General features: G+C 65.4%; 19 protein-coding genes. 8 read left to right on the top strand and 11 right to left on the bottom strand.

All coding sequences use genetic code 11. From position 1 onward, the window contains the following. Positions 1-38 precede the first annotated feature (38 nt). Positions 39-812, bottom strand: coding sequence for a gamma-glutamyl-gamma-aminobutyrate hydrolase family protein (locus QA649_RS21725; RefSeq protein ID WP_283025937.1), 774 nt, complete (start codon positions 810-812; stop codon positions 39-41). A 278-nt stretch (positions 813-1,090) separates the two neighbouring features. On the opposite strand from QA649_RS21725, the gene QA649_RS21720 reads away from it, so the two are divergent. Beyond that, a complete protein-coding gene (locus QA649_RS21720) occupies positions 1,091-2,242 on the top strand; it encodes an AI-2E family transporter (RefSeq protein ID WP_283025936.1) in 1,152 nt (383 codons plus the stop codon). 6 nt (positions 2,243-2,248) lie between these two features. Here QA649_RS21720 and QA649_RS21715 read toward each other — a convergent pair whose 3' ends face one another. The 6 genes from QA649_RS21715 to QA649_RS21690 form a co-directional block, all read right to left on the bottom strand. Further along, a complete protein-coding gene (locus QA649_RS21715; RefSeq protein ID WP_283025935.1) occupies positions 2,249-2,545 on the bottom strand; it encodes an antibiotic biosynthesis monooxygenase family protein in 297 nt (98 codons plus the stop codon). A gap of 99 nt (positions 2,546-2,644) precedes the next feature. Then, on the bottom strand, positions 2,645-2,881 hold the full coding sequence (locus tag QA649_RS21710) for a hypothetical protein (RefSeq protein ID WP_283025934.1): 237 nt from the start codon (positions 2,879-2,881) through the stop codon (positions 2,645-2,647). A 59-nt stretch (positions 2,882-2,940) separates the two neighbouring features. Continuing rightward, a complete protein-coding gene (locus QA649_RS21705; protein WP_018642438.1) occupies positions 2,941-4,161 on the bottom strand; it encodes a GGDEF domain-containing protein in 1,221 nt (406 codons plus the stop codon). A gap of 230 nt (positions 4,162-4,391) precedes the next feature. After that, positions 4,392-4,871, bottom strand: a complete 480-nt coding sequence (gene rpsI / locus QA649_RS21700) for a 30S ribosomal protein S9 (protein WP_018642439.1) — start codon at positions 4,869-4,871, stop codon at positions 4,392-4,394. A gap of 1 nt (position 4,872) precedes the next feature. Beyond that, entirely contained in the window at positions 4,873-5,337 is a 465-nt protein-coding gene (rplM, locus tag QA649_RS21695) for a 50S ribosomal protein L13 (protein WP_011087726.1), read from the bottom strand. A 158-nt stretch (positions 5,338-5,495) separates the two neighbouring features. Further along, positions 5,496-5,924, bottom strand: coding sequence for a PaaI family thioesterase (locus tag QA649_RS21690; RefSeq protein ID WP_018642441.1), 429 nt, complete (start codon positions 5,922-5,924; stop codon positions 5,496-5,498). An 86-nt stretch (positions 5,925-6,010) separates the two neighbouring features. Between QA649_RS21690 and QA649_RS21685 the strand changes: the two genes are divergently transcribed. From QA649_RS21685 to QA649_RS21670, 4 genes are all read left to right on the top strand, one after another. After that, positions 6,011-6,835: an enoyl-CoA hydratase gene (locus QA649_RS21685; protein ID WP_283025933.1), complete on the top strand. Its 825-nt coding sequence runs from the start codon at positions 6,011-6,013 to the stop codon at positions 6,833-6,835. A 25-nt stretch (positions 6,836-6,860) separates the two neighbouring features. Next, positions 6,861-7,445, top strand: coding sequence for a CoA-binding protein (locus QA649_RS21680; protein ID WP_018642443.1), 585 nt, complete (start codon positions 6,861-6,863; stop codon positions 7,443-7,445). Positions 7,446-7,593: 148 nt separating this feature from the next. Then, positions 7,594-8,874, top strand: coding sequence for an O-acetylhomoserine aminocarboxypropyltransferase (locus tag QA649_RS21675; RefSeq protein ID WP_283025932.1), 1,281 nt, complete (start codon positions 7,594-7,596; stop codon positions 8,872-8,874). Positions 8,875-9,052: 178 nt separating this feature from the next. Then, positions 9,053-9,397 carry a hypothetical protein gene (locus tag QA649_RS21670; protein ID WP_260390173.1) on the top strand — a complete coding sequence of 115 codons (345 nt, stop codon included), beginning with the start codon at positions 9,053-9,055 and terminating at the stop codon, positions 9,395-9,397. Here the strand turns inward: QA649_RS21670 and QA649_RS21665 are convergent, their stop codons facing one another. Beyond that, complete coding sequence (locus tag QA649_RS21665; RefSeq protein WP_283025931.1) at positions 9,398-10,480, bottom strand: COX15/CtaA family protein; 1,083 nt, start codon at positions 10,478-10,480, stop codon at positions 9,398-9,400. It abuts the gene before it with no gap. Positions 10,481-10,590: 110 nt separating this feature from the next. On the opposite strand from QA649_RS21665, the gene QA649_RS21660 reads away from it, so the two are divergent. Beyond that, positions 10,591-10,812, top strand: a complete 222-nt coding sequence (locus tag QA649_RS21660) for a DUF2842 domain-containing protein (protein ID WP_018320088.1) — start codon at positions 10,591-10,593, stop codon at positions 10,810-10,812. Here the strand turns inward: QA649_RS21660 and QA649_RS21655 are convergent. Beyond that, on the bottom strand, positions 10,796-11,845 hold the full coding sequence (locus QA649_RS21655; RefSeq protein WP_283025930.1) for a polysaccharide deacetylase family protein: 1,050 nt from the start codon (positions 11,843-11,845) through the stop codon (positions 10,796-10,798). The two genes, QA649_RS21660 and QA649_RS21655, sit on opposite strands and share 17 nt — an antisense overlap. Before the next feature lie 130 nt (positions 11,846-11,975). Between QA649_RS21655 and QA649_RS21650 the strand changes: the two genes are divergently transcribed. Beyond that, positions 11,976-13,157, top strand: a complete 1,182-nt coding sequence (locus tag QA649_RS21650; RefSeq protein ID WP_283025929.1) for a GNAT family N-acetyltransferase — start codon at positions 11,976-11,978, stop codon at positions 13,155-13,157. Positions 13,158-13,544: 387 nt separating this feature from the next. On the opposite strand, the gene QA649_RS21645 is transcribed toward QA649_RS21650, so the two are convergent. Both QA649_RS21645 and QA649_RS21640 read right to left on the bottom strand, forming a co-directional pair. After that, on the bottom strand, positions 13,545-14,510 hold the full coding sequence (locus QA649_RS21645) for an IS5 family transposase (RefSeq protein WP_283020138.1): 966 nt from the start codon (positions 14,508-14,510) through the stop codon (positions 13,545-13,547). A 77-nt stretch (positions 14,511-14,587) separates the two neighbouring features. Further along, a complete protein-coding gene (locus tag QA649_RS21640; protein WP_283025928.1) occupies positions 14,588-16,903 on the bottom strand; it encodes an exopolysaccharide transport family protein in 2,316 nt (771 codons plus the stop codon). 202 nt (positions 16,904-17,105) lie between these two features. On the opposite strand from QA649_RS21640, the gene QA649_RS21635 reads away from it, so the two are divergent. After that, on the top strand, positions 17,106-18,239 hold the full coding sequence (locus QA649_RS21635; protein WP_283025927.1) for a glycosyltransferase family 4 protein: 1,134 nt from the start codon (positions 17,106-17,108) through the stop codon (positions 18,237-18,239). Positions 18,240-18,245: the final 6 nt, after the last annotated feature.

The raw sequence follows: 18,245 nt of genomic DNA, 5'->3' as shown, positions 1-18,245 counted from the left end.
AGACGTCGCCGACCTTCATTGCGAGCCAACGGGGGCAGCTACGCCGCCGCCTTCTGCCGCGCCACCAGCGCTGCGCCGAAAGCCTCGAACAGCTTGCGGTTGATGGGATTGTGCTGCGGGTCGTACTCGGCATGCCATTGCACGCCGAGCGCAAAGGTCGGGGCTTCCGCGATGCGGATCGCCTCGATGGTGCCGTCCTCGGCGATGCCCTCGATCAGCACCCGCTTGCCGGGATCGAGGATGCCCTGGCCGTGCAGCGAATTGACCCTGATCTTCTCGCAGCCGAGAATTCTGGCAAAGGCGCCTCCCGGCGTCAGGTCGACCTCGTGACGGTCGGCGAACACCACTGTCGGATCGGGGTGGATCTCGCCATTCTCGAGCCGGGGCATGCGGTGGTTCATGCGGCCCGGGATTTCGCGGATCTCCGGGTGCAGCGAGCCGCCGAAGGCGACGTTCATTTCCTGGAGGCCGCGGCAGATGCCGAACAGCGGCACGCCGCGGGCGACGCAGGCCACCGAGAGCGCCAGCGCGACCTCGTCGCGATGGATGTCGTAGGGCTCGTGCTTCTCGCAGGGATCGACGTTGAAGCGGGTCGGGTGCACGTTGGCCCGCGCGCCGGTGAGGATGATGCCGTCGACGGTATCGAGCAGCGCCCCGATGTCGGTGATGTCAGGGGAGCCCGCGAACATCACCGGCAAGCCGCCGGACACCTCGGCCACGGCGCGCAGGTTTCGCTCGCCGACCATCTGGACCTGAAATCGATTCTCGACGCGATGGGAATTCCCGATCACGCCGACGACCGGCTTTCTCATCTGTCCTTCCGACCTCCTTGCCGAAGAAGATTCTCCAAACATGCCCCTGGCATGGAACAAATTCAACAGAAGGGATCGCGGGACGGCAATGCTATTTTCGCGCAAATGGCGGGGCCAGCGCGCGGATATGGCCCCTTTTGGCGCCCGGGGCGTTGATGCTTTCAGGCCGGACGCATCAAATCGGTATTGGGCCGGCACTTGGACCCGCTTGGGCCCCGCTTGATCCCCGCTGGAATTTCGCGAAAGAGTGGCCGCCTGCATTCCGAAAAGGACCCGATGTGACCATTTCCAGAGATGAACGGCCCCGGACCCGCGCCGACCTGGCTCAGGCCTGGGATCAGGCCTGGGCGATCTCGGTCGGCGGCATCGGCGTCGTGCTGTTCACCGCGCTGCTCGCCTTCACCTGGCATTTTGCGGCCACCCTGCTCCTGATCTTCACCGGCATGCTGCTCGGCGTCGGCCTCAACGCGCTGACCCATGCGCTCGGACGGCGCGTTCACCTGGCACACACAATGCGGCTCGCGATCGTCTGCCTCGTCCTTGCGGTGCTGCTCGCAGGCGTTGCCTATCTCGGCGGCGCCACCATCGCCGAGCAGGCCTCGCTGCTCAGCAAGACCATCAAGTCGCAGATCACCAACGTCCGGTCCTTCCTGGAGAACCACGGCATCGACACCAGCGTGTTCGATCTCGGCAGTGCCGCTCCCGCCACACCCAGCGACGATGGCTCGACGCCCGCCCCAAGCCAGGCCCCTCACGGCGGCCTGCCGGGCGCAGGCGCGCTCGCTTCCAGCGGCGGGGCGATTGTGAGCCAGACCTTCAAGCTGCTGTTCGGCGCGATCAGCGCCGTCGGCAACATCTTCATCGTGCTGTTTCTGGGGCTCGCCTTTGCCGCCCAGCCCGCCGTCTATCACGACGGCCTGCTGTTTCTCGCGCCTGCGAAGCATCGCACCCGCGTCACGCTCATCATCGACCGCATCGGCGAAACGCTGGAGCGCTGGCTGATCGCGCAGATCGTGGTGATGATCGCAGTCGGCGTCGTGACCTGGATCGGGCTCGCCATCATCGGCATTCCCGGCTCGTTCATCCTGGGGATCCAGGCCGGCCTGCTCGCCTTCATTCCGACCGTCGGCGCCATCATCGCCGGCGTCGTCGTGGTGCTGGCGAGCCTCGCCTCGGGCTGGATCCCGGCGCTGTCGGCGTTTCTGCTCTTCATGGGCGTCCACGCCCTGGAGAGCTACGTGCTGACGCCGATCCTGCAGCGGCAGGCGCTGGACATCCCGCCGGCGACGCTGTTCGCGTTCCAGATCCTGCTCGGCGTGGTGTTCGGAATCTGGGGCCTCGCGCTGGCGCTCCCGCTGGTCGCCATCGCCAAGGTCATGATCGACCATTTCAAGACGTATGAAGCGCCGCCTCTGGCGGAGGCGGCGTAACGCGCCTTACGTGGTCAGCACGGTCTCGGTGTGCTCGACCTCCGGCGGCGCGGCAAAATACTGGCCGACGAGGCCGCGCCATTCGGTGAAATTCTCGGAGCCGCGGAAATCGACGGTGTGATTTTCCAGCGTCGCCCACTTCACCATCAGCCGGTAGCGCTGCGGCTTCTCGATCGACTTGTGCAGCTCGAAGCCGTGAAAACCCTTGGAGCTGCCGAAGGCGGCCTTGGCCTTGGCGACGGCGGCCTCAAAATCCTTCTCGCTGCCCGGCTTGACGTCGATTTGCGCGATCTCGGTGATCATCGGTTCCACCCTTTTTGTTGATGGCCGTGTCTACCGCAGACGGCGGCAAAGAAAAAGGCGCCGAAACGGCGCCCTGCCCGGCCATAAAATGCAGGCCTGTCACGCAAACAGCAGGACCGTGCCCGCCACGATCAGCGCACAACCGATGAATAGCGCGAGCGGCCAATAGCTGCGGCCCTGCGTGTAGCGGCCCTGCGCACGGCGCTCGGTGATCAGCGCCGTCTCGTATTCGTCCGCGGTCGAGAACAGGCAGGCGAAGCCGCCGCGTGCCGAAGCGGCTTGCGCTTCGAGCGACATCAGGGCGGCCTGCGGGTTCTGTCGACGGATCGATTCCATGACCGCAATGGTAGGGATCGATTGGTAAACAGCGGATTACCGCAGGGCCGCCCTCGAGCTCACGCGGTGACCGGACGCGCCTGCGGCGCACCGACCCGCGCCGCGCTCTGGCGGCGCCAGTTCTCCAGCGACAGCGGCAGCTCCTCCGCCGCCTCGACGCGGTTACGGCCGCCGCGCTTGGCCTGGTAGAGCGCGGTGTCGGCCGAGGCCAGCAGCACCTCGAGCTCGGTGCCGGCCGGGCCGCCGGCGACGCCGATGCTGACGGTGGTGTCGACCGGACCTTCATCGACCACGACGCCGGAGGTCTCGAACGCCTCGCGCACGCGCTCGGCGACCAGCACGCCCTCCTCCAGCGAACACGGCAGGAGCGCGGCAAACTCCTCGCCGCCGATGCGGCCCGAGAGGTCGGAGATGCGTAAGTTGCTGACGACCACGGTCGAGAACAGTCTCAGCATCTCGTCGCCGGCGGGATGGCCGAAGCGGTCGTTGATCGACTTGAAGTGGTCGATGTCGAAGATCATCACGGTGACGGGCCGCCCGGCCTTGGCCTCGCGGTCGATCACGCGGCCGCAGGCTTCGGAGAAGCCGCGGCGGTTGAGCATGCCGGTCAGCGGGTCGGTCGACGCCGCCGTCCGGTGCGCGGTGACGGTGCGCTCCGACACCAGCATGAAGATCACGAAGACGGTGCCGACGGCATAGAGCACGAGCTCGACCGCGAACACGGTGACCCAGATGCTCGAGGAGAAGCCGGCATCGTGCGGCCGCAGGAAGCTGCCGATCAGGATCGGCAGCATCAGCACGCAGCCGTGCATCACCGGCACGACGAAGGCCGGCCAGCGCCGCTGCAGGCTCTTGCGCCGCTCGACCCAGAGCTCGCTCGCCGTCACGGCCGCGTACACCGAGACGATGCCGGCGCCGATGATCATGCGCAGCATGGACGCAGTCGGATCGAGCAGCGTCACCGCGGCGACCCAGGCGAGCGCGCCGAGCACGAGGCCTGGCCAGTTCGGCTTGCGGCCGTGGAAGACGCGCGCCGCATTCCACACCATGCCGCAGGCCACGAAGCCGACGGCATTTAACGCCAGATAGAGATGCGGCCCCAGCCTCTCGCCGGCCGCCGTCCACAGCGCGACGGAGGCAGCACCGAGCAGATAAGCGGTGCCCCACCATTTCAGCGCAGGACTGTTCTCCTGCTTGCCAAAGAATACCATCATGGCGCCGAGCAGTGCGGCAACCATGGTGGCAACCAAATAGAGCGTGATGCTATCGAGCGACATCATGTCGGCCCCCTTGAAAACATAGCAGTTACGCGATCGGCACATCCGATTTGCGCGCCCTTCCGAATGCGACGCTATGTCCCGCGGGTTCCATTCAGGTTTTCGCGCGTCCGCAAGTTTTCCGGAAACTCGTCGTCAATTTGCATACAAACGAACAATAAAAAGGGCGCTGAAAATCAGCGCCCTTTTGCATCTCATTGAAGCCGCTTTCGCGGCGAATGCGACCGAAGCGATTAACGCTTCGAGAACTGGAAGGACCGGCGGGCCTTGGCCTTGCCGTACTTCTTGCGCTCGACCACGCGCGAGTCGCGGGTGAGGAAGCCGCCCTTCTTGAGCACAGAGCGCAGCTCCGGCTCGAAATAGGTGAGCGCCTTGGAGATGCCGTGACGGACGGCGCCGGCCTGGCCGGACAGACCGCCGCCGGCGACGGTGCAGATCACGTCGTACTGGCCCGAACGCTGGGCCACCGAGAACGGCTGCTCGATCATCATACGCAGCACGGGACGGGCGAAATAGACCTCGACCTCGCGCGAGTTGACAGTGACCTTGCCGGCGCCCGGCTTGATCCACACGCGGGCGACCGCGTCCTTGCGCTTGCCGGTGGCATAGGCGCGGTTGAACTTGTCGACCTTCTTCTCGTGCTTGGGCGCCTCGGGCGCCGCCGCCGTCTTGAGCTGCGAGAGCTGGTCGAGCGACTGGATGGATTCGGCCATGTTATGCGGCCCTCGTGTTCTTGCGGTTCAACTTGGCGATATCGATCTTCTCGGGCTGCTGCGCCTCGTGCGGATGATCGGCGCCGCCGTAGACACGGAGGTTGCCCATCTGCACGCGACCGAGCGGACCACGCGGGATCATGCGCTCGACGGCCTTCTCGAGCACGCGCTCGGGATGCTTGCCCTCGAGGATCTGGCGCGCGGTGCGCTCCTTGACGTGGCCGACATAGCCGGTGTGCTTGTAGTAGGTCTTCTGCTCGCGCTTGCGACCGGTGAGGACCGCATGCTGCGCGTTGATGATGATGACGTTGTCGCCGCAATCAACGTGGGGGGTGTAGGTCGGGAGGTGCTTGCCGCGCAGGCGCATGGCAACGATGGTGGCGAGACGGCCGACGACCAGACCCTTGGCGTCGATCAGCACCCACTTCTTCGTCACCTCAGCCGGCTTTGCCGAAAAGGTTTTCATATCGGAGTTTCCGTGGACGGGAGATATCGGCGCGAACACCGCACCGGACTGGGCGGGTTTCTAGAGAAGAGACGCGCAACGGTCAATGCCTCAAGGCGGAAATTACACGCACAAAATCAACAGCTTAGAAATACGGTGCTATATTACCTGCAAAAAGCTCAAACATTTGGAATGGAATAGGTCGATGTGACATGGGCGATCGGATCGGGTGAGGTGCCGGATAGGAGGTTCACCTCCCCGACCGCCAGGCGCTTGCCGAGCTTGAGCAGCCGCGCCTCGGCGAGCACGTCCTGCCCGGGCTGGCCCTTGCGCAGGAAATTGATGTTGAGATTGGTGGTGACCGCGAGGCCGATCGGGCCGATCGCGGACAGCAGCACCACGTACATCGCGAAATCGGCCAGCGCCATCAGCGTCGGGCCTGACACGGTTCCACCCGGCCGCAGCATCCTTTCGCTGTAGCGCTGGCGCAGGAGGCAGGTCTGGCCGTCCGCGCTCTCGATCGTGATGTCGTCGCCACTGAAGGCCTGGGGAAACTCGTCACGGAGAAACTGCTCGACCTCCGCCACGCTCATTTTCGCCAACGCCATGCTGTTCCCCACCCTCGCTTCGGTCGCCCTGGTACATTAAGTTATCGGTGTCATCCAATTGCAATCATTCCACGGAAGTCGCGTCAATGTCCGTCCAGGCCGCCCGCGCCCCCACCCCGCAACCGCCGTTCCTGCTGCGTGAGACCATCGGCCCCATCGCGGTCCTGACCCTCAACCGTCCGGCCGCGCGCAACAGCCTCTCGGCGGCGATGATCGCCGGCCTGCATGCAGAGCTTAATTCTATCCGCGACGACAAAGCGGTGCGTGGCGTCGTGATCGCCGCCAACGGTCCCGCCTTCTCCGCCGGCCACGACATGAAGGAGCTGACCGCGCGCCGCACTGACCCGGACCGCGGCCGCGCCTTCTTCGCCGAGATGATGAATGCTTGCAGCGCGATGATGCAGGCGATCGTGCATCTGCCGAAGCCCGTGGTCGCTGCCGTCCAGGGTATCGCGACGGCCGCCGGCTGCCAGCTCGTGGCCAGCTGCGATCTTGCGATCGCATCGGAGGACGCGAAGTTCGCCACGCCCGGCGTCGACATCGGCCTGTTCTGCTCGACGCCGATGGTGGCGCTATCGCGCAACGTCCCGCGCAAGCAGGCGATGGAGATGCTGCTGACGGGCGAGCCTGTCACGGCCGACCGCGCCCGCGAGATCGGGCTCGTCAATCGCGTCGTGCCTGCCGGCACCGAACTCGGGGCCGCGATCGAGCTGGCACAACAGGTCGCGCTGAAATCCGCCTACACCGTCAAGCTCGGCAAGGAAGCGTTCTACCGCCAGGCCGAGATGAGCCTTGCGGACGCCTATCGCTACGCCGCAGAGGTGATGACCGAGAACATGATGGCGCGTGATGCCGAGGAAGGCATCGGCGCCTTCATCGAGAAGCGCACGCCGACATGGCGGGATGAGTGACCCCGCCAACAAGAAAAGATAAGTGATGAACCACGACGCCTATCCCGACAATTACATCCGCGGCATTCTCAACAGCGTGAAGTCGATCGCGATGGTCGGCGCCTCGCCGGTCAACGTGCGGCCGAGCTATTTCGCGTTCAAATATCTGGCGCAGCGCGGCTACGACATGATCCCGATCAATCCCGGCCATGTCGGCAAGGATCTGCTCGGAAAGCCGTTCGTCGCCTCGCTGTCGGACATCGGCCGGCCCGTCGACATGATCGACATCTTCCGCAACTCCAGCCACATCATGCCCGTGGTCGAAGAGGCGCTCACGCTCGACCCGCTGCCGAAGGTGATCTGGATGCAGCTTGGCGCACGCGATGATGCCGCGGCGGCGAAAGCGGAATCGGTCGGTATCAAGGTGGTCATGAACCGCTGCCCCAAGATCGAATATGGCCGCCTGTCGTCCGAAATATCCTGGATGGGCGTGAATTCGCGCACGCTGAGCTCCAAACGCGCGCCCGCACCCACACAGGGCATGCGGCTATCCCTCAATCGGATGAGCGTCGGCGGCGGCGATACCGCCGCATCCGATCGCGCCGCGAAAAACAAGACCGAGCAAAGCTGACGCAATTGCGAAGGTTTCGTTTCGCAGACGCGACTATGCGTAGCACGATCATTCCCAAACGATCCTGATGTGAAGCGGCGCCTTGACGGCGGGCGCCCCGCCCATCAGCATGCCGCGCGATTTCAGACCAAGAGAACAGGACGCCTCAATGAGCGATCGCCTTCCGGGATTTTCAACCCTCGCCGTGCATGCCGGTGCGCAACCCGATCCGACCACCGGTGCGCGCGCGACTCCGATTTATCAAACGACATCATTTGTCTTCAATGACGCCGACCACGCCGCCTCGCTGTTCGGCCTGCAGGCGTTCGGCAACATCTATACCCGCATCGGCAACCCGACCAATGCCGTGCTGGAAGAGCGCGTTGCCGCGCTCGAAGGCGGTACGGCTGCGCTGGCCGTTGCTTCGGGCCACGCCGCGCAGGTCGTGATCCTGCAGCAATTGCTCCAGCCTGGCGACGAGTTCATCGCGGCGCGAAAACTCTATGGCGGCTCGATCAACCAGTTCACGCATGCGTTCAAGAGCTTTGGCTGGAACGTTGTATGGGCCGGTCCGGATGACATCACAAGCTTCGAGCGCGCGGTGACGCCGCGCACCAAGGCGATCTTCATCGAGTCCATAGCGAACCCCGCCGGCAGCATCACCGACATCGAGGCGATCTCGACGGTCGCGCGCAAGGCGGGCGTGCCGCTGATCGTCGACAACACGCTGGCCTCGCCCTACCTGATCCGCCCGATCGACCACGGCGCCGACATCGTCGTGCACTCGCTGACGAAATTTTTGGGCGGCCACGGCAATTCGCTCGGCGGCATCATCGTCGATGCCGGCACTTTCGATTGGTCCACGGGCGGCAAATACCCGATGCTGTCGGAGCCGCGGCCGGAATATCACGGCATCCGTCTCCAGGAGACCTTCGGCAATTTCGCTTTCGCGATCGCCTGCCGCGTGCTCGGCCTGCGCGATCTCGGCCCTGCCCTGTCGCCCTTCAACGCCTTCATGATCCTGACCGGCATCGAGACGCTGCCGCTGCGCATGCAGAAGCACTGCGAAAACGCCAAGGCAGTCGCCGAATTCCTTGCCGGCCATCCGGCGGTGGCCTCGGTGAGCTATGCGGGCCTGCCGAGCGACAAGTACAACCAGCTCGCGCGCAAATACGCGCCGAAGGGCGCGGGCGCGGTGTTCACCTTCAGCCTGAAGGGCGGCTATGACGCCGGCGTCAACCTGGTGTCGAAGCTGCAGCTGTTCTCGCACCTCGCCAATGTCGGCGACACCCGCTCGCTGGTGATCCACCCGGCCTCGACCACCCACAGCCAGCTCGACGACGCGGCGAAGGTGAAGTCCGGCGCCGGCCCCGACGTGGTGCGGCTCTCGATCGGCATCGAGGACAAGGAAGATCTGATCGCGGATCTCGAGCAGGCGCTGGGAGCTTAATCTTCTCCGTCGTTCCGGGGCGGTGCAGAGCACCGAACCCGGAACCTCGAGATTCCGGGTCTGGTCCTTCGGACCATCCCGGAATGACGGCCGCTTTGGCGACCGCCAGTTAACAGTCATTAACCATATCTGCCGCATACATCGTCCCTGGATCGCCCCTTTGATTCGGAGCCGACGAATGCTGCGCTGGATGGTACCTGCCCTTGCGGCGATGCTGACGGTTTCAAGCGCGCTCGCCGCCGATCTGCCGGCGACGGCGAAGCGGCGCGTTGCCGTGCCGCCGCAGGACCCGCCACAGGTCTATGTCGAGACCGATCCGGATGCACTGATCTCGCCGGCCTATGGCATCGGCAGCTACATCCGCAACCTGCCGGGCACGCCGCTCCTGCCCGGCTCCAACACTTTGCCGGGCTATTATGGCCGGCCCTGGAGCTACGATTATCAGGGCCCGTATTACGGCGGGAAGCAGGTCGATTATTTCTGGCGCCTGCCCTACGCCTGCGGCGTCTACGGCTATTGCTGATCAACCGGGCTGGCTGACAGGAACCGCGCGCGGCTGCGCTTGCGCGGAGTGTCGCGAGGCCAGTCGCTCGACCTGCATCACCGCCAGCGTCAGCACCACGATCGCGACCGCCTGGTGCGAAAGCGCAAGGTCGATCGGCACCTGATTGAGCAGCGTGAGGATCCCGAGCACCGCCTGAAGGCTGACCGCCGCGAACAGCCACAGCGCACCGCCGGCCGCTGCACCCGCGCGCGAGCGCACGGCATCGAACGCATGCAGCGCCGCCAGCAGGAACAGCGCATAGGCGGTCATGCGGTGCTCGAACTGCACGGTCAGCACATTGTCGAACATGTTGCGCCACCACGGCGTCTCGAACCACAGCCGCTCGGCCGAGGGGATGAACGCGCCGTCGATCTCAGGCCATGTGTTATAGGCGCGGCCCGCGCGCAGGCCAGCGACCAGCGCACCGAAGTAGATCTGCACGAAGGTCACGACGAGCAGCAGCGCGCTGGTGAAGCGCAGCCGCGCCGGCGCGGTGATCTGCGGCCGCTCCTTGAGCCGCCGCACCGTCCAGACGATGCCGGCGAAGATCAGCAGCGCCAGCACCAGATGCGTCGCCAGCCGATATTGCGACACCTCGACCCGCTCCGTCAGGCCCGAGGCCACCATCCACCAGCCGACCGCGCCCTGCAGGCCGCCGAGCGCGAACAGCAGCCACAGCCTGCGCTTCAACTCACCCGACAGGCCTCCGCGCCAGAGGAAGAACAGGAACGGCAGCAGATAGGCGACGCCGATGAAGCGGCCGAGCAGCCGGTGGCTCCACTCCCACCAGAATATCTCCTTGAACTCGGACAGGCTCATGCCTGAATTGAGCTCGCGATATTGCGGGATCTTCTTGTAGGCCTCGAACGCCTCGGTCCACTGCGTCTCCGAGAGAGGCGGAACGCTGCCCGCGACCGGTTTCCATTCGACGATCGACAGGCCGGATTCCGTCAGCCGCGTCGCCCCGCCGACCAGCACCATCAGCGCGATCAGCGCGGCCACGGAGATCAGCCACCAGCGCACGGCGCGGTGCGGCTCGGACGGGGTGGAAATCATCGTCATTTCAAGGACAAAACCAAGCCTGTACCTAAGAGACTTGAACCGGACTGCGTGCCCCTTATAGTCCCCCGCTCCCGCAGCGCAAGTTACGCGAAAGCCGCAAGTCCTCCGCCATGACGATCCGCACCCGCAAGTTCCTCGGCGCCATCCTGCTCCTGGTGCTGGCCACCGTCTGGGCCCTGCTCGGCATGGCAGCGGCGCAGATGCCGTGGATCGCCGAATCCGGCTGGCGGCAGGCGATCTACTACGTCGTGGTCGGCATGGGCTGGGTGCTGCCGGCGATGCCGATCGTGAGCTGGATGCAGCGGCCCGATCGCGTCAAGTCTGGCTCGTAGTGCTGCCGGTCGGCCTCACCGGCGCAAAGGCGACACCTGACACCAGAACGCGCAGCATGCGCAGCGAGCGCACCCGTCCGTCCCACGAAATCCGCGGCAGCGCCCGCAGATTGGTTCGGCCCTCCGCCTCCACGATGCCCGGGATCGTCGAGACCGCGCTGACAAAGCCCGCCTCCTCAGCCATTACGACGTGGCTGCGCCGGAACGAAGCGCGGTCGCCGAACGGAAACGCCAGATGCCGGATGTCGCGATCGAACGCGGATTCCGCCACGACCTTGCCCATCGTCATCTCGCGCAGCGCGGCCGCATCCTTCATGTTGGCGAGAACGGGATAGTTCACGGTCGCGCTGCCGATCGTGACCAGCGGGTCGGCAGCCAGCTTCGCCAGATCCTCCCAATGCATCGACGCTTCGCGCGAGAGCCCGGCGAGGTCGATCCGGTAGCGCGTGCAGAGATCGGCGATCGCAGCCGACAGCTCCGCCGGGGGCAGCGAGCGCAGCCAGCTCTCGAGATATGAGAACAGCGCCCGCTTCTCGGCGTTGCCCGTGACGGTGAAGCGTTGCTCCCTGTCGCCCATCATCAGGCTGATGCGGCTCTCGCGCGCGATCACCTGCTCCAGCCCGAGCCACCAGGCTTCGCCGACGCCGTCGGGAAACGCGGTGGGCACATAGATCGTGAAAGGCACGGCGTGGCGTGCCAGCACCGGATAGGCAAACTTGATGAGGTCCTTGGGCGCACCATCGAAAGTCAGCGCCACGAAGCGCCGCTTCTCCGGCAGCGTCACAGCACGCCGGCAGACCTCGTCCATGCCGAGAAAATCGTAACCCCACCGCTTCAGCGCCCGGATGGCGCGGTCGAGGAATTGCGGCGTGACCTCGTGCGCGCGCAGCGGCTGAAATCCGCCGCGGCGCCGCGGCCGCACATGGGCAAGGCGCAGGATGGCGCCGGCCCCGCGACTGCGTAGCAGGGCCTGGCCGGTGAGCCAGGTCAGCTCGAGGCGCAGCCGTTCCAGCCATCTGTCGTCGGATGCCAATATCCCACCTTCGCGCTCGCCGGCGGCCTGTTCCCTCGCCTATCCTCATTACTCTTTGTTGACATTTGTTTGCAAAGGTCGGCCGCAGGCCGAACTACGCATTTTTTCGTTTTCTCGACAGGTTTCGCGAATGACCATGGCTGCGGCGATGCAAAGCCGGACGGCAGAAGCGCCAGCACGGTCGAAAGCGAACCGTATCGCGCATGTCGATATCGTCGGAGACCTCGGCGAGGCCGAGGCGGTCTGGCGCGCCTTCGAGGAGCCCGGTCATCTCTTCACGCCCTATCAGCGCTTTGACCTGCTCGGCCCCTGGCAGCGACAGGTCGGCGCTCACGAAGGCGCCCGCCCCTTCATCGTCATCGCCCGCGACGCCGATCGCCAGCCGCTTCTGCTGTTGCCGCTCTCGTTGCGCCAGAGCCACGGCGTGCGCACGGCCTGCTTCATGGGCGGCAAGCACACGACCTTCAACATGGGCCTGTGGAACGGCGAATTCGCGGCACAGGTCGGCACCGCCGATCTCGACGCGCTGCTTGCGCCGCTCGGCGCGCATGTCGACGTGCTCGCGCTGACGCAGCAGCCGCTGCGCTGGAGCGACCAGCAGAACCCGTTTGCAGCCCTGCCGCGACAGAGCGCGATCAACGGCTGTCCGCTGCTGACGATGGAGCCGGGCGGCCCGCCCGCATCGCGGATCAGCAACTCCTTCCGCCGCCGCCTCAAGAGCAAGGAGAAGAAGCTCCAGACGCTCGCCGGCTACCGCTATCACCTGGCCACGACGGACGCGGACGTCACCCGCCTGCTCGACTGGTTCTTCCGCGTCAAGCCGGCGCGGATGGCCGAACAGAAGCTGCCGAACGTCTTCGCCGAGCCGGGCGTCGAGCAATTCGTCCGCAGCGCGTGCCTCGCGCCGCGCGGCGAAGGCCGCGTCATCGACATCCACGCGCTCGAATGCGACGAGGAAGTGATCGCGATCTTCGCCGGCGTCGCCGACGGCCAGCGCTTCTCGATGATGTTCAACACCTACACGATGTCGGAGCATGCCCGCTACAGCCCGGGCCTGATCCTGATGCGCTACATCATCGACCGTTACGGCGAGCGCGGCTACCGCTCGCTCGACCTCGGCATCGGCTCGGACGACTACAAGCGCATGTTCTGCAAGGACGACGAGGACATCTTCGACAGTTTCGTGCCGCTGACCTCGCGCGGCAAGCTCGCGGCAATGGCGATGTCATCGCTCAGCCACGGCAAGCGGCTGGTGAAGCAGAACCAGGTGCTGTTCGATTTGGCCCGACGCTTGCGGCAAGCGTTCGGGTAAGTTCTCTTCCCTTCTCTCTACGAACACAGATATCGTAGGCTGGGCAAAACGAAGCGTGCCCACCAAGTCTGCCGCAATCGTTGAAAGGTGGTGGGCACAGCGCAAGTGCGCCTTTGCCCACCCCTACGATTCCTGCCTTCCCTTCTCCCCTTGTGGGAGAAGGTGGCGCGAAGCGCCGGATGAGGGGTTGTTTCCGCAGACTCAAATGGCAGTGCGACTCGTGGAGAGATACCCCTCACCCGTCTCGCCGCTAGCGCGGCGAGCCACCCTCTCCCACAAGGGGCCTGTTGCGCTACGGCCTTTTGAGGCAGGAGACGTAGGGAGAGAGGGCTGTGTTGACGCCGATTGTCAGGCCGAGATCTGTACTTGGTGCCCTTGGCGGGCGTCTCAGGCGGCGAGCGCGGCCCAGCGCCTCATGTTGAACGCGATGGAGGCAAGCAGGACCTGCCCGCTTGCCTTCATGAGACCGACATAGCGGATGCAGGTCAGCCGCATGCGGCGTTTGAGAGTGGCGAAGGTGGTCTCGACCTGGGCTCGTCGGCGCGCGATGAGGAGGTTGTAGCGTTTGAGCCGAGGCGGTAGCTCCGGGTGATGTCGGTTGGGACGACGGGCGATGCGGGGCTTCTTGCCTTCCGCTTTCAGCCGAGCCCGTCGGGCATGGGTGTCGTAGGCTGCATCGGCCCACACCACGGCTTCATCGCCACGGATCAGTTCGTCGGCCGGCGTTGTGTCGTTGACATTGGCGGGCGTGGTCAGGACTGCGCGGATCAGGCCGGATCCCTCGTCGACACCCATGTGAGCCTTGTAGCCGAAGGTCGAACCACCCTTGCCCTGCCGCTTGGTAAACCGGGCATCTGGGTCGTTTGAGGGACGATCCTGCTTCGGAGGGGTTGACACCGCCTGGATCAAGGTCGCATCCAGCATCGTGCCGCGCTTGAGGATGACCCCGGCATTCTCGAGCTGGCGATCCAGCTCGCCAAACAGCTTCTCCAACAGCCCTTGTTCGACGAGCTGGTTCCGGAAGCGGTTCAGAACCGTGTGGTCGGGCGTCGCATCTTCGAGGCTCAAACCGACGAAGCGCTTGAACGACAACCGGTCGCCCAACGCTTCCTCGAGTTCGCGTTCCGAAAGACCATAGAGCGACTGCAACAGCACCGCACGAAACAGCACCAGCACCGGATAGCCTGGACGACCGGGGCTCCCTTCATCCCGCAGATGGCCGATCAGCTTCTCGAACCGGTACCACTTGACCAGGCCAGCCAGCCGATCCAGCGCTGCATTGGCGCCGGCCCCCTTCGGCATCAGTGCTTCCACAAAGCTCGGCTGTCCCGTCCGCTTAACCGCCATCGTCATCCCCTCAAGGCTTTGCCCTAGGGAATCACAACTGGCGAATTACGCAACAGGCCCACAAGGGGAGAGGGAAGGATGGGCTACGCCGCCACGACGCGCAGCGTCTCTGCCGCATCCGACGCCTGCACGGGCTTGCTCAGCATCGTCACCTCGCTGAAGCCGACGGCCTTCAGCTGCTCGCACATCAGCGTGCGCGCATCCGCTGCCATCGAGACATCGGGCACCACGACGGCGCGGGCGTTGGTCGTCAGCAGCTCCGCCGGAAGGTCGGACGCGCCGCCGGCATCGAGCAGCACATGGTCGTAGGCGCGCAGCAGCGCATCGATCGCAAGACCCACGCGCGGCGATTGCAGCAGGCTGCGGTCGAAGCCGGGACGACCGGCCATGACCAGATGCAGCCGCGAGAGCTTGTCGCGGGTGATGACCTCCGCGAACGAGGCTTCGCCCTGCATCAACTCGGCAAGGCCGGGCGCGGAGGCGTCGACCGACACCGCGGCGATGGTCGGCGAGGACGCGGCGAGATCGACCACGACGACGCGCGCGTCGCGCGCCAGATGCCGGGCCAGCGTCAGCGCCGACAGCGTCACGGATTCACCGGATGCGGTGCCGAGCACCGTGACCTTCTTCGCCGCCGCACCGGCGGCACGCAGGCTGGCCGCCAGATGCTCGATCTCGGCGAACTCGGCAACACCGGCACCGGCAGTCATCTCCGGCTGAAGCGGCGCCGGCTCCGCTATCGCCGGCCCGATGACCGGTTCGACGAACGGCTCGACCACCGGCTGGACCAATGGCTCCTGGCGAACCGCCGCCTGCGTTTGCGGCGCCGCCGGCGTGAACGCAGCCACCGCGCGCGGCGCGGTCTGGCGCAAGAGCTCGCCGGTGACGACGACGCCCGAGGACAGCAGCAGCGTCGCGATCGTCGCGATCAGCACGATCGGCAGCTTCTTCGGATAGGCCGGCGTGTTGGAGACGATGGCGCGCGAGATGATGCGGCCATCGGTCGGCGCGGTGTCGATGGTCTCGCGGGTGTTGGCCTCGCGGTACTTGGCGAGATAGGTTTCCAGCAGATCGCGCTGCGCCTTGGCTTCGCGCTCGAGCGCGCGCAGCTGCACGTCCTGCCCGTTGGTCGAGGTCGCCTGCTTCTTGAGCTGATCGAGGCTCGCGGTCAGGCCGTCGACCCGGCTGCTGGCAATGCGCGCATCGTTTTCGAGCGAACGGGAGATCTTCGCCGCCTCATCCCGGATCTGGTTGTCGAGGTCGCCGAGCTGGGCCTTCAGCTCCTTGATCCGCGGGTGATTGCCGAGCAGCGTGGACGACTGTTCGGCGAGCTGCGCCCGCAATGTCACCCGCTGCTCCGACAATCGCCGCATCAGCTCGGAGTTCACCACTTCGGATGCCTCGATCGGCTTGCCGCTCTGGAGCATCTCCTTGATCAGCCGCGCCTTGGATTCCGCATCTGCCTTCATCGAGCGCGCATTGTTGAGCTGGGTGTTGACCTCGCCCATCTGCTGGTTCGACAGCGTCGTATTGTTGGTGCCGACGAACAGGCTCGACTTGGACCGGAAGTCCTCGGCCTTGGCCTCGGCATCGGAGACCTTCTTGCGCAAATTGTCGATCTCGCCGGCCAGCCACTGGCTTGCGTTCTTGGCCTGGTCCTGGCGCGCGCTCTGCTGCAGCACGAGATAACCTTCGGCGATCGAATTGGCGACGCGAGCGGCAAGCTCCGGATCGGCGGACTGGAATTCGACCACGATGACGCGCGACTTGTCGACGGCGTAGGCCTGGAGCCGCTCGTAATAGGCATCCAGTACACGCTCTTCCGGCGTCATCGAGAACGGGTCGCGGCCGATGCCAACGAGGGCCGCGAGCGACTTCAGCGGCGAGATGCCCTGCAGCACGGGATCGAATTCGGGACGCTCGGCGAGCTTGTTCTTCTTGATGATCTCGCGCGCGAGATCGCGCGACAGCACGAGTTGCACCTGGCTGGTGACGGCCTCGGCGTCGAGCGCCTGCCGCTCCTCGGTGCGGTCGCTGCTCGGGCGCAGGAACACGTTCTCGCGGCCGTCGATGAGGATGCGCGATTCCGACTTGTAGCGCGGCGTGACGAGGTTGACGGCGGCGATCGACGCGACGAGGGCCAGCACCGTGGGCACGATGATCCAGCCGCGCTTGCGCGCCAGTGCCGCGCCGAGCGCGTGCAGATCTATGTCACCGGATTCGACTGCCGCCTGCTTCGCGATGACCGGCGCCGGCTTTGCTTCAACCTTGGCGGCTTCGACCTTGGGCGCGGCTTCGGCCACCTTGGTTTCGGTCACCTTGGCTTCGGCTTTGGACTTCGAAACAGCCCGCTCGATCACCGCCTTGTCCTTGCCGGCACGCCAGAACGCTAAACGCATCGAACACTCCCGCAGGGGCAACGCCACCAAGCTACCTCAACCGCAGCGATTACACTCCATTAAGGTTGCCGCTGGGTTAATCGCGGTATCCCGCGCCTCGTGCACGCGCGCTCCTCACCGTTTGTTAACCACGAAGGCTCTTAATCCATCTCGATATTTCCTGGAATTGTTCGGTACTCGCCGTCGAGCGCTGGTTTTGATCATGCCCCCCTCACCCGACCAGCCGCTTCGAATCCTGCACGCCGTGCGCGCTCCGGTCGGCGGCATCTTCCGCCACATCCTCGACGTTGCCAACGGCCAGGTCGACCGCGGCCATCATGTCGGGATCCTCGCCGACAGCCTCACCGGCGGCGAGCGTGCTGACAAGGCGTTGGCCGAGCTCGCGCCGCGCTTGAGGCTCGGCGTGCACCGCATGGCGATCCGCCGCGAGCCGTCGCCCGATGATTTCATGGTGTGGCTGCGGATGCGGCGCCTGATCGCGAAGCTCGAGCCCGACGTCATGCACGGCCACGGCGCCAAGGCCGGCGCCTTCATCCGCATGCGGCGGCGCACCGACGACACCATCCGCATCTACACCCCGCATGGCGGCTCGCTGCACTATCCGCTCAACACCTTGAAGGGCGAGTTCTACGCGCGGCTCGAACGCTCGCTGATGGGCGCGACCGACCTGTTCCTGTTCGAGAGCGCCTTTGCCCGCGACACCTATCAGCGCATCGTCGGCACGCCCAAGGGCGTGGTGCATTGCGTCTTCAACGGCGTGACGCCGGAGGAATTCGAACCTGTCATCACCGCCGAGGATGCGACCGATCTCTGCTATGTCGGCGAGTTCAGGCACATCAAGGGCGCAGACCTGCTGGTCGATGCCGTGGCACGGCTGCGCGAAGGCGGCAAGAACGTCACGCTCACCCTCGGCGGCGACGGTGAGGAGACGGCGGCGCTGAAAGCGCAGGTCGAGAAGCTCGGCCTCACCAGCACCATCCGCTTCATCGGCCACGTCAAGGCGCGCTACGGCTTCTCCAAGGGGCGGCTGCTGGTCGTTCCCTCGCGCGGCGATTCCATGCCCTATGTGGTGATCGAGGCGGGAGCGGCCGGCATTCCCATGATCGCCTCGAAGATCGGCGGCATCCCCGAAATCTTCGGCACCGACAGCCCCGCTTTGTTCGCGCCGAGCAATCCCGATGCCATGGCCGAGGCGATCGCTGCGGCGCTGGACGATCCGCAAGCGACCGCGCAACGCGCGGTATCCTTGCGCGAGCGCATCTCCGCGCATTTCTCCCAGCAGGCCATGGTCGACGGCGTGCTCGCGGGCTACCGCGACGCATTTGCCAATCATTAACCATCC

The organism is Bradyrhizobium sp. CB1717 (genome assembly GCF_029714325.1).
Classification (GTDB): domain Bacteria; phylum Pseudomonadota; class Alphaproteobacteria; order Rhizobiales; family Xanthobacteraceae; genus Bradyrhizobium.
Note: the sequence above shows the minus strand (reverse complement) of the source record. Positions and strands in the feature narration are given on the sequence as shown.

Excerpts from the sequence above, each read along its gene's own strand:
- QA649_RS21725 (WP_283025937.1), bottom strand. The coding sequence starts at position 812 with ATGAGAAAGCCGGTCGTCGGCGTGATCGGGAATTCCCATCGCGTCGAG.
- QA649_RS21715 (WP_283025935.1), bottom strand. The coding sequence starts at position 2,545 with ATGATCACCGAGATCGCGCAAATCGACGTCAAGCCGGGCAGCGAGAAG.
- QA649_RS21710 (WP_283025934.1), bottom strand. The coding sequence starts at position 2,881 with ATGGAATCGATCCGTCGACAGAACCCGCAGGCCGCCCTGATGTCGCTC.
- QA649_RS21705 (WP_018642438.1), bottom strand. The coding sequence starts at position 4,161 with ATGATGTCGCTCGATAGCATCACGCTCTATTTGGTTGCCACCATGGTT.
- rpsI (WP_018642439.1), bottom strand. The coding sequence starts at position 4,871 with ATGGCCGAATCCATCCAGTCGCTCGACCAGCTCTCGCAGCTCAAGACG.
- rplM (WP_011087726.1), bottom strand. The coding sequence starts at position 5,337 with ATGAAAACCTTTTCGGCAAAGCCGGCTGAGGTGACGAAGAAGTGGGTG.
- QA649_RS21690 (WP_018642441.1), bottom strand. The coding sequence starts at position 5,924 with ATGGCGTTGGCGAAAATGAGCGTGGCGGAGGTCGAGCAGTTTCTCCGT.
- QA649_RS21685 (WP_283025933.1), top strand. The coding sequence starts at position 6,011 with ATGTCCGTCCAGGCCGCCCGCGCCCCCACCCCGCAACCGCCGTTCCTG.
- QA649_RS21680 (WP_018642443.1), top strand. The coding sequence starts at position 6,861 with ATGAACCACGACGCCTATCCCGACAATTACATCCGCGGCATTCTCAAC.
- QA649_RS21675 (WP_283025932.1), top strand. The coding sequence starts at position 7,594 with ATGAGCGATCGCCTTCCGGGATTTTCAACCCTCGCCGTGCATGCCGGT.
- QA649_RS21670 (WP_260390173.1), top strand. The coding sequence starts at position 9,053 with ATGCTGCGCTGGATGGTACCTGCCCTTGCGGCGATGCTGACGGTTTCA.
- QA649_RS21665 (WP_283025931.1), bottom strand. The coding sequence starts at position 10,480 with ATGACGATGATTTCCACCCCGTCCGAGCCGCACCGCGCCGTGCGCTGG.
- QA649_RS21660 (WP_018320088.1), top strand. The coding sequence starts at position 10,591 with ATGACGATCCGCACCCGCAAGTTCCTCGGCGCCATCCTGCTCCTGGTG.
- QA649_RS21650 (WP_283025929.1), top strand. The coding sequence starts at position 11,976 with ATGACCATGGCTGCGGCGATGCAAAGCCGGACGGCAGAAGCGCCAGCA.
- QA649_RS21645 (WP_283020138.1), bottom strand. The coding sequence starts at position 14,510 with ATGACGATGGCGGTTAAGCGGACGGGACAGCCGAGCTTTGTGGAAGCA.
- QA649_RS21640 (WP_283025928.1), bottom strand. The coding sequence starts at position 16,903 with ATGCGTTTAGCGTTCTGGCGTGCCGGCAAGGACAAGGCGGTGATCGAG.
- QA649_RS21635 (WP_283025927.1), top strand. The coding sequence starts at position 17,106 with ATGCCCCCCTCACCCGACCAGCCGCTTCGAATCCTGCACGCCGTGCGC.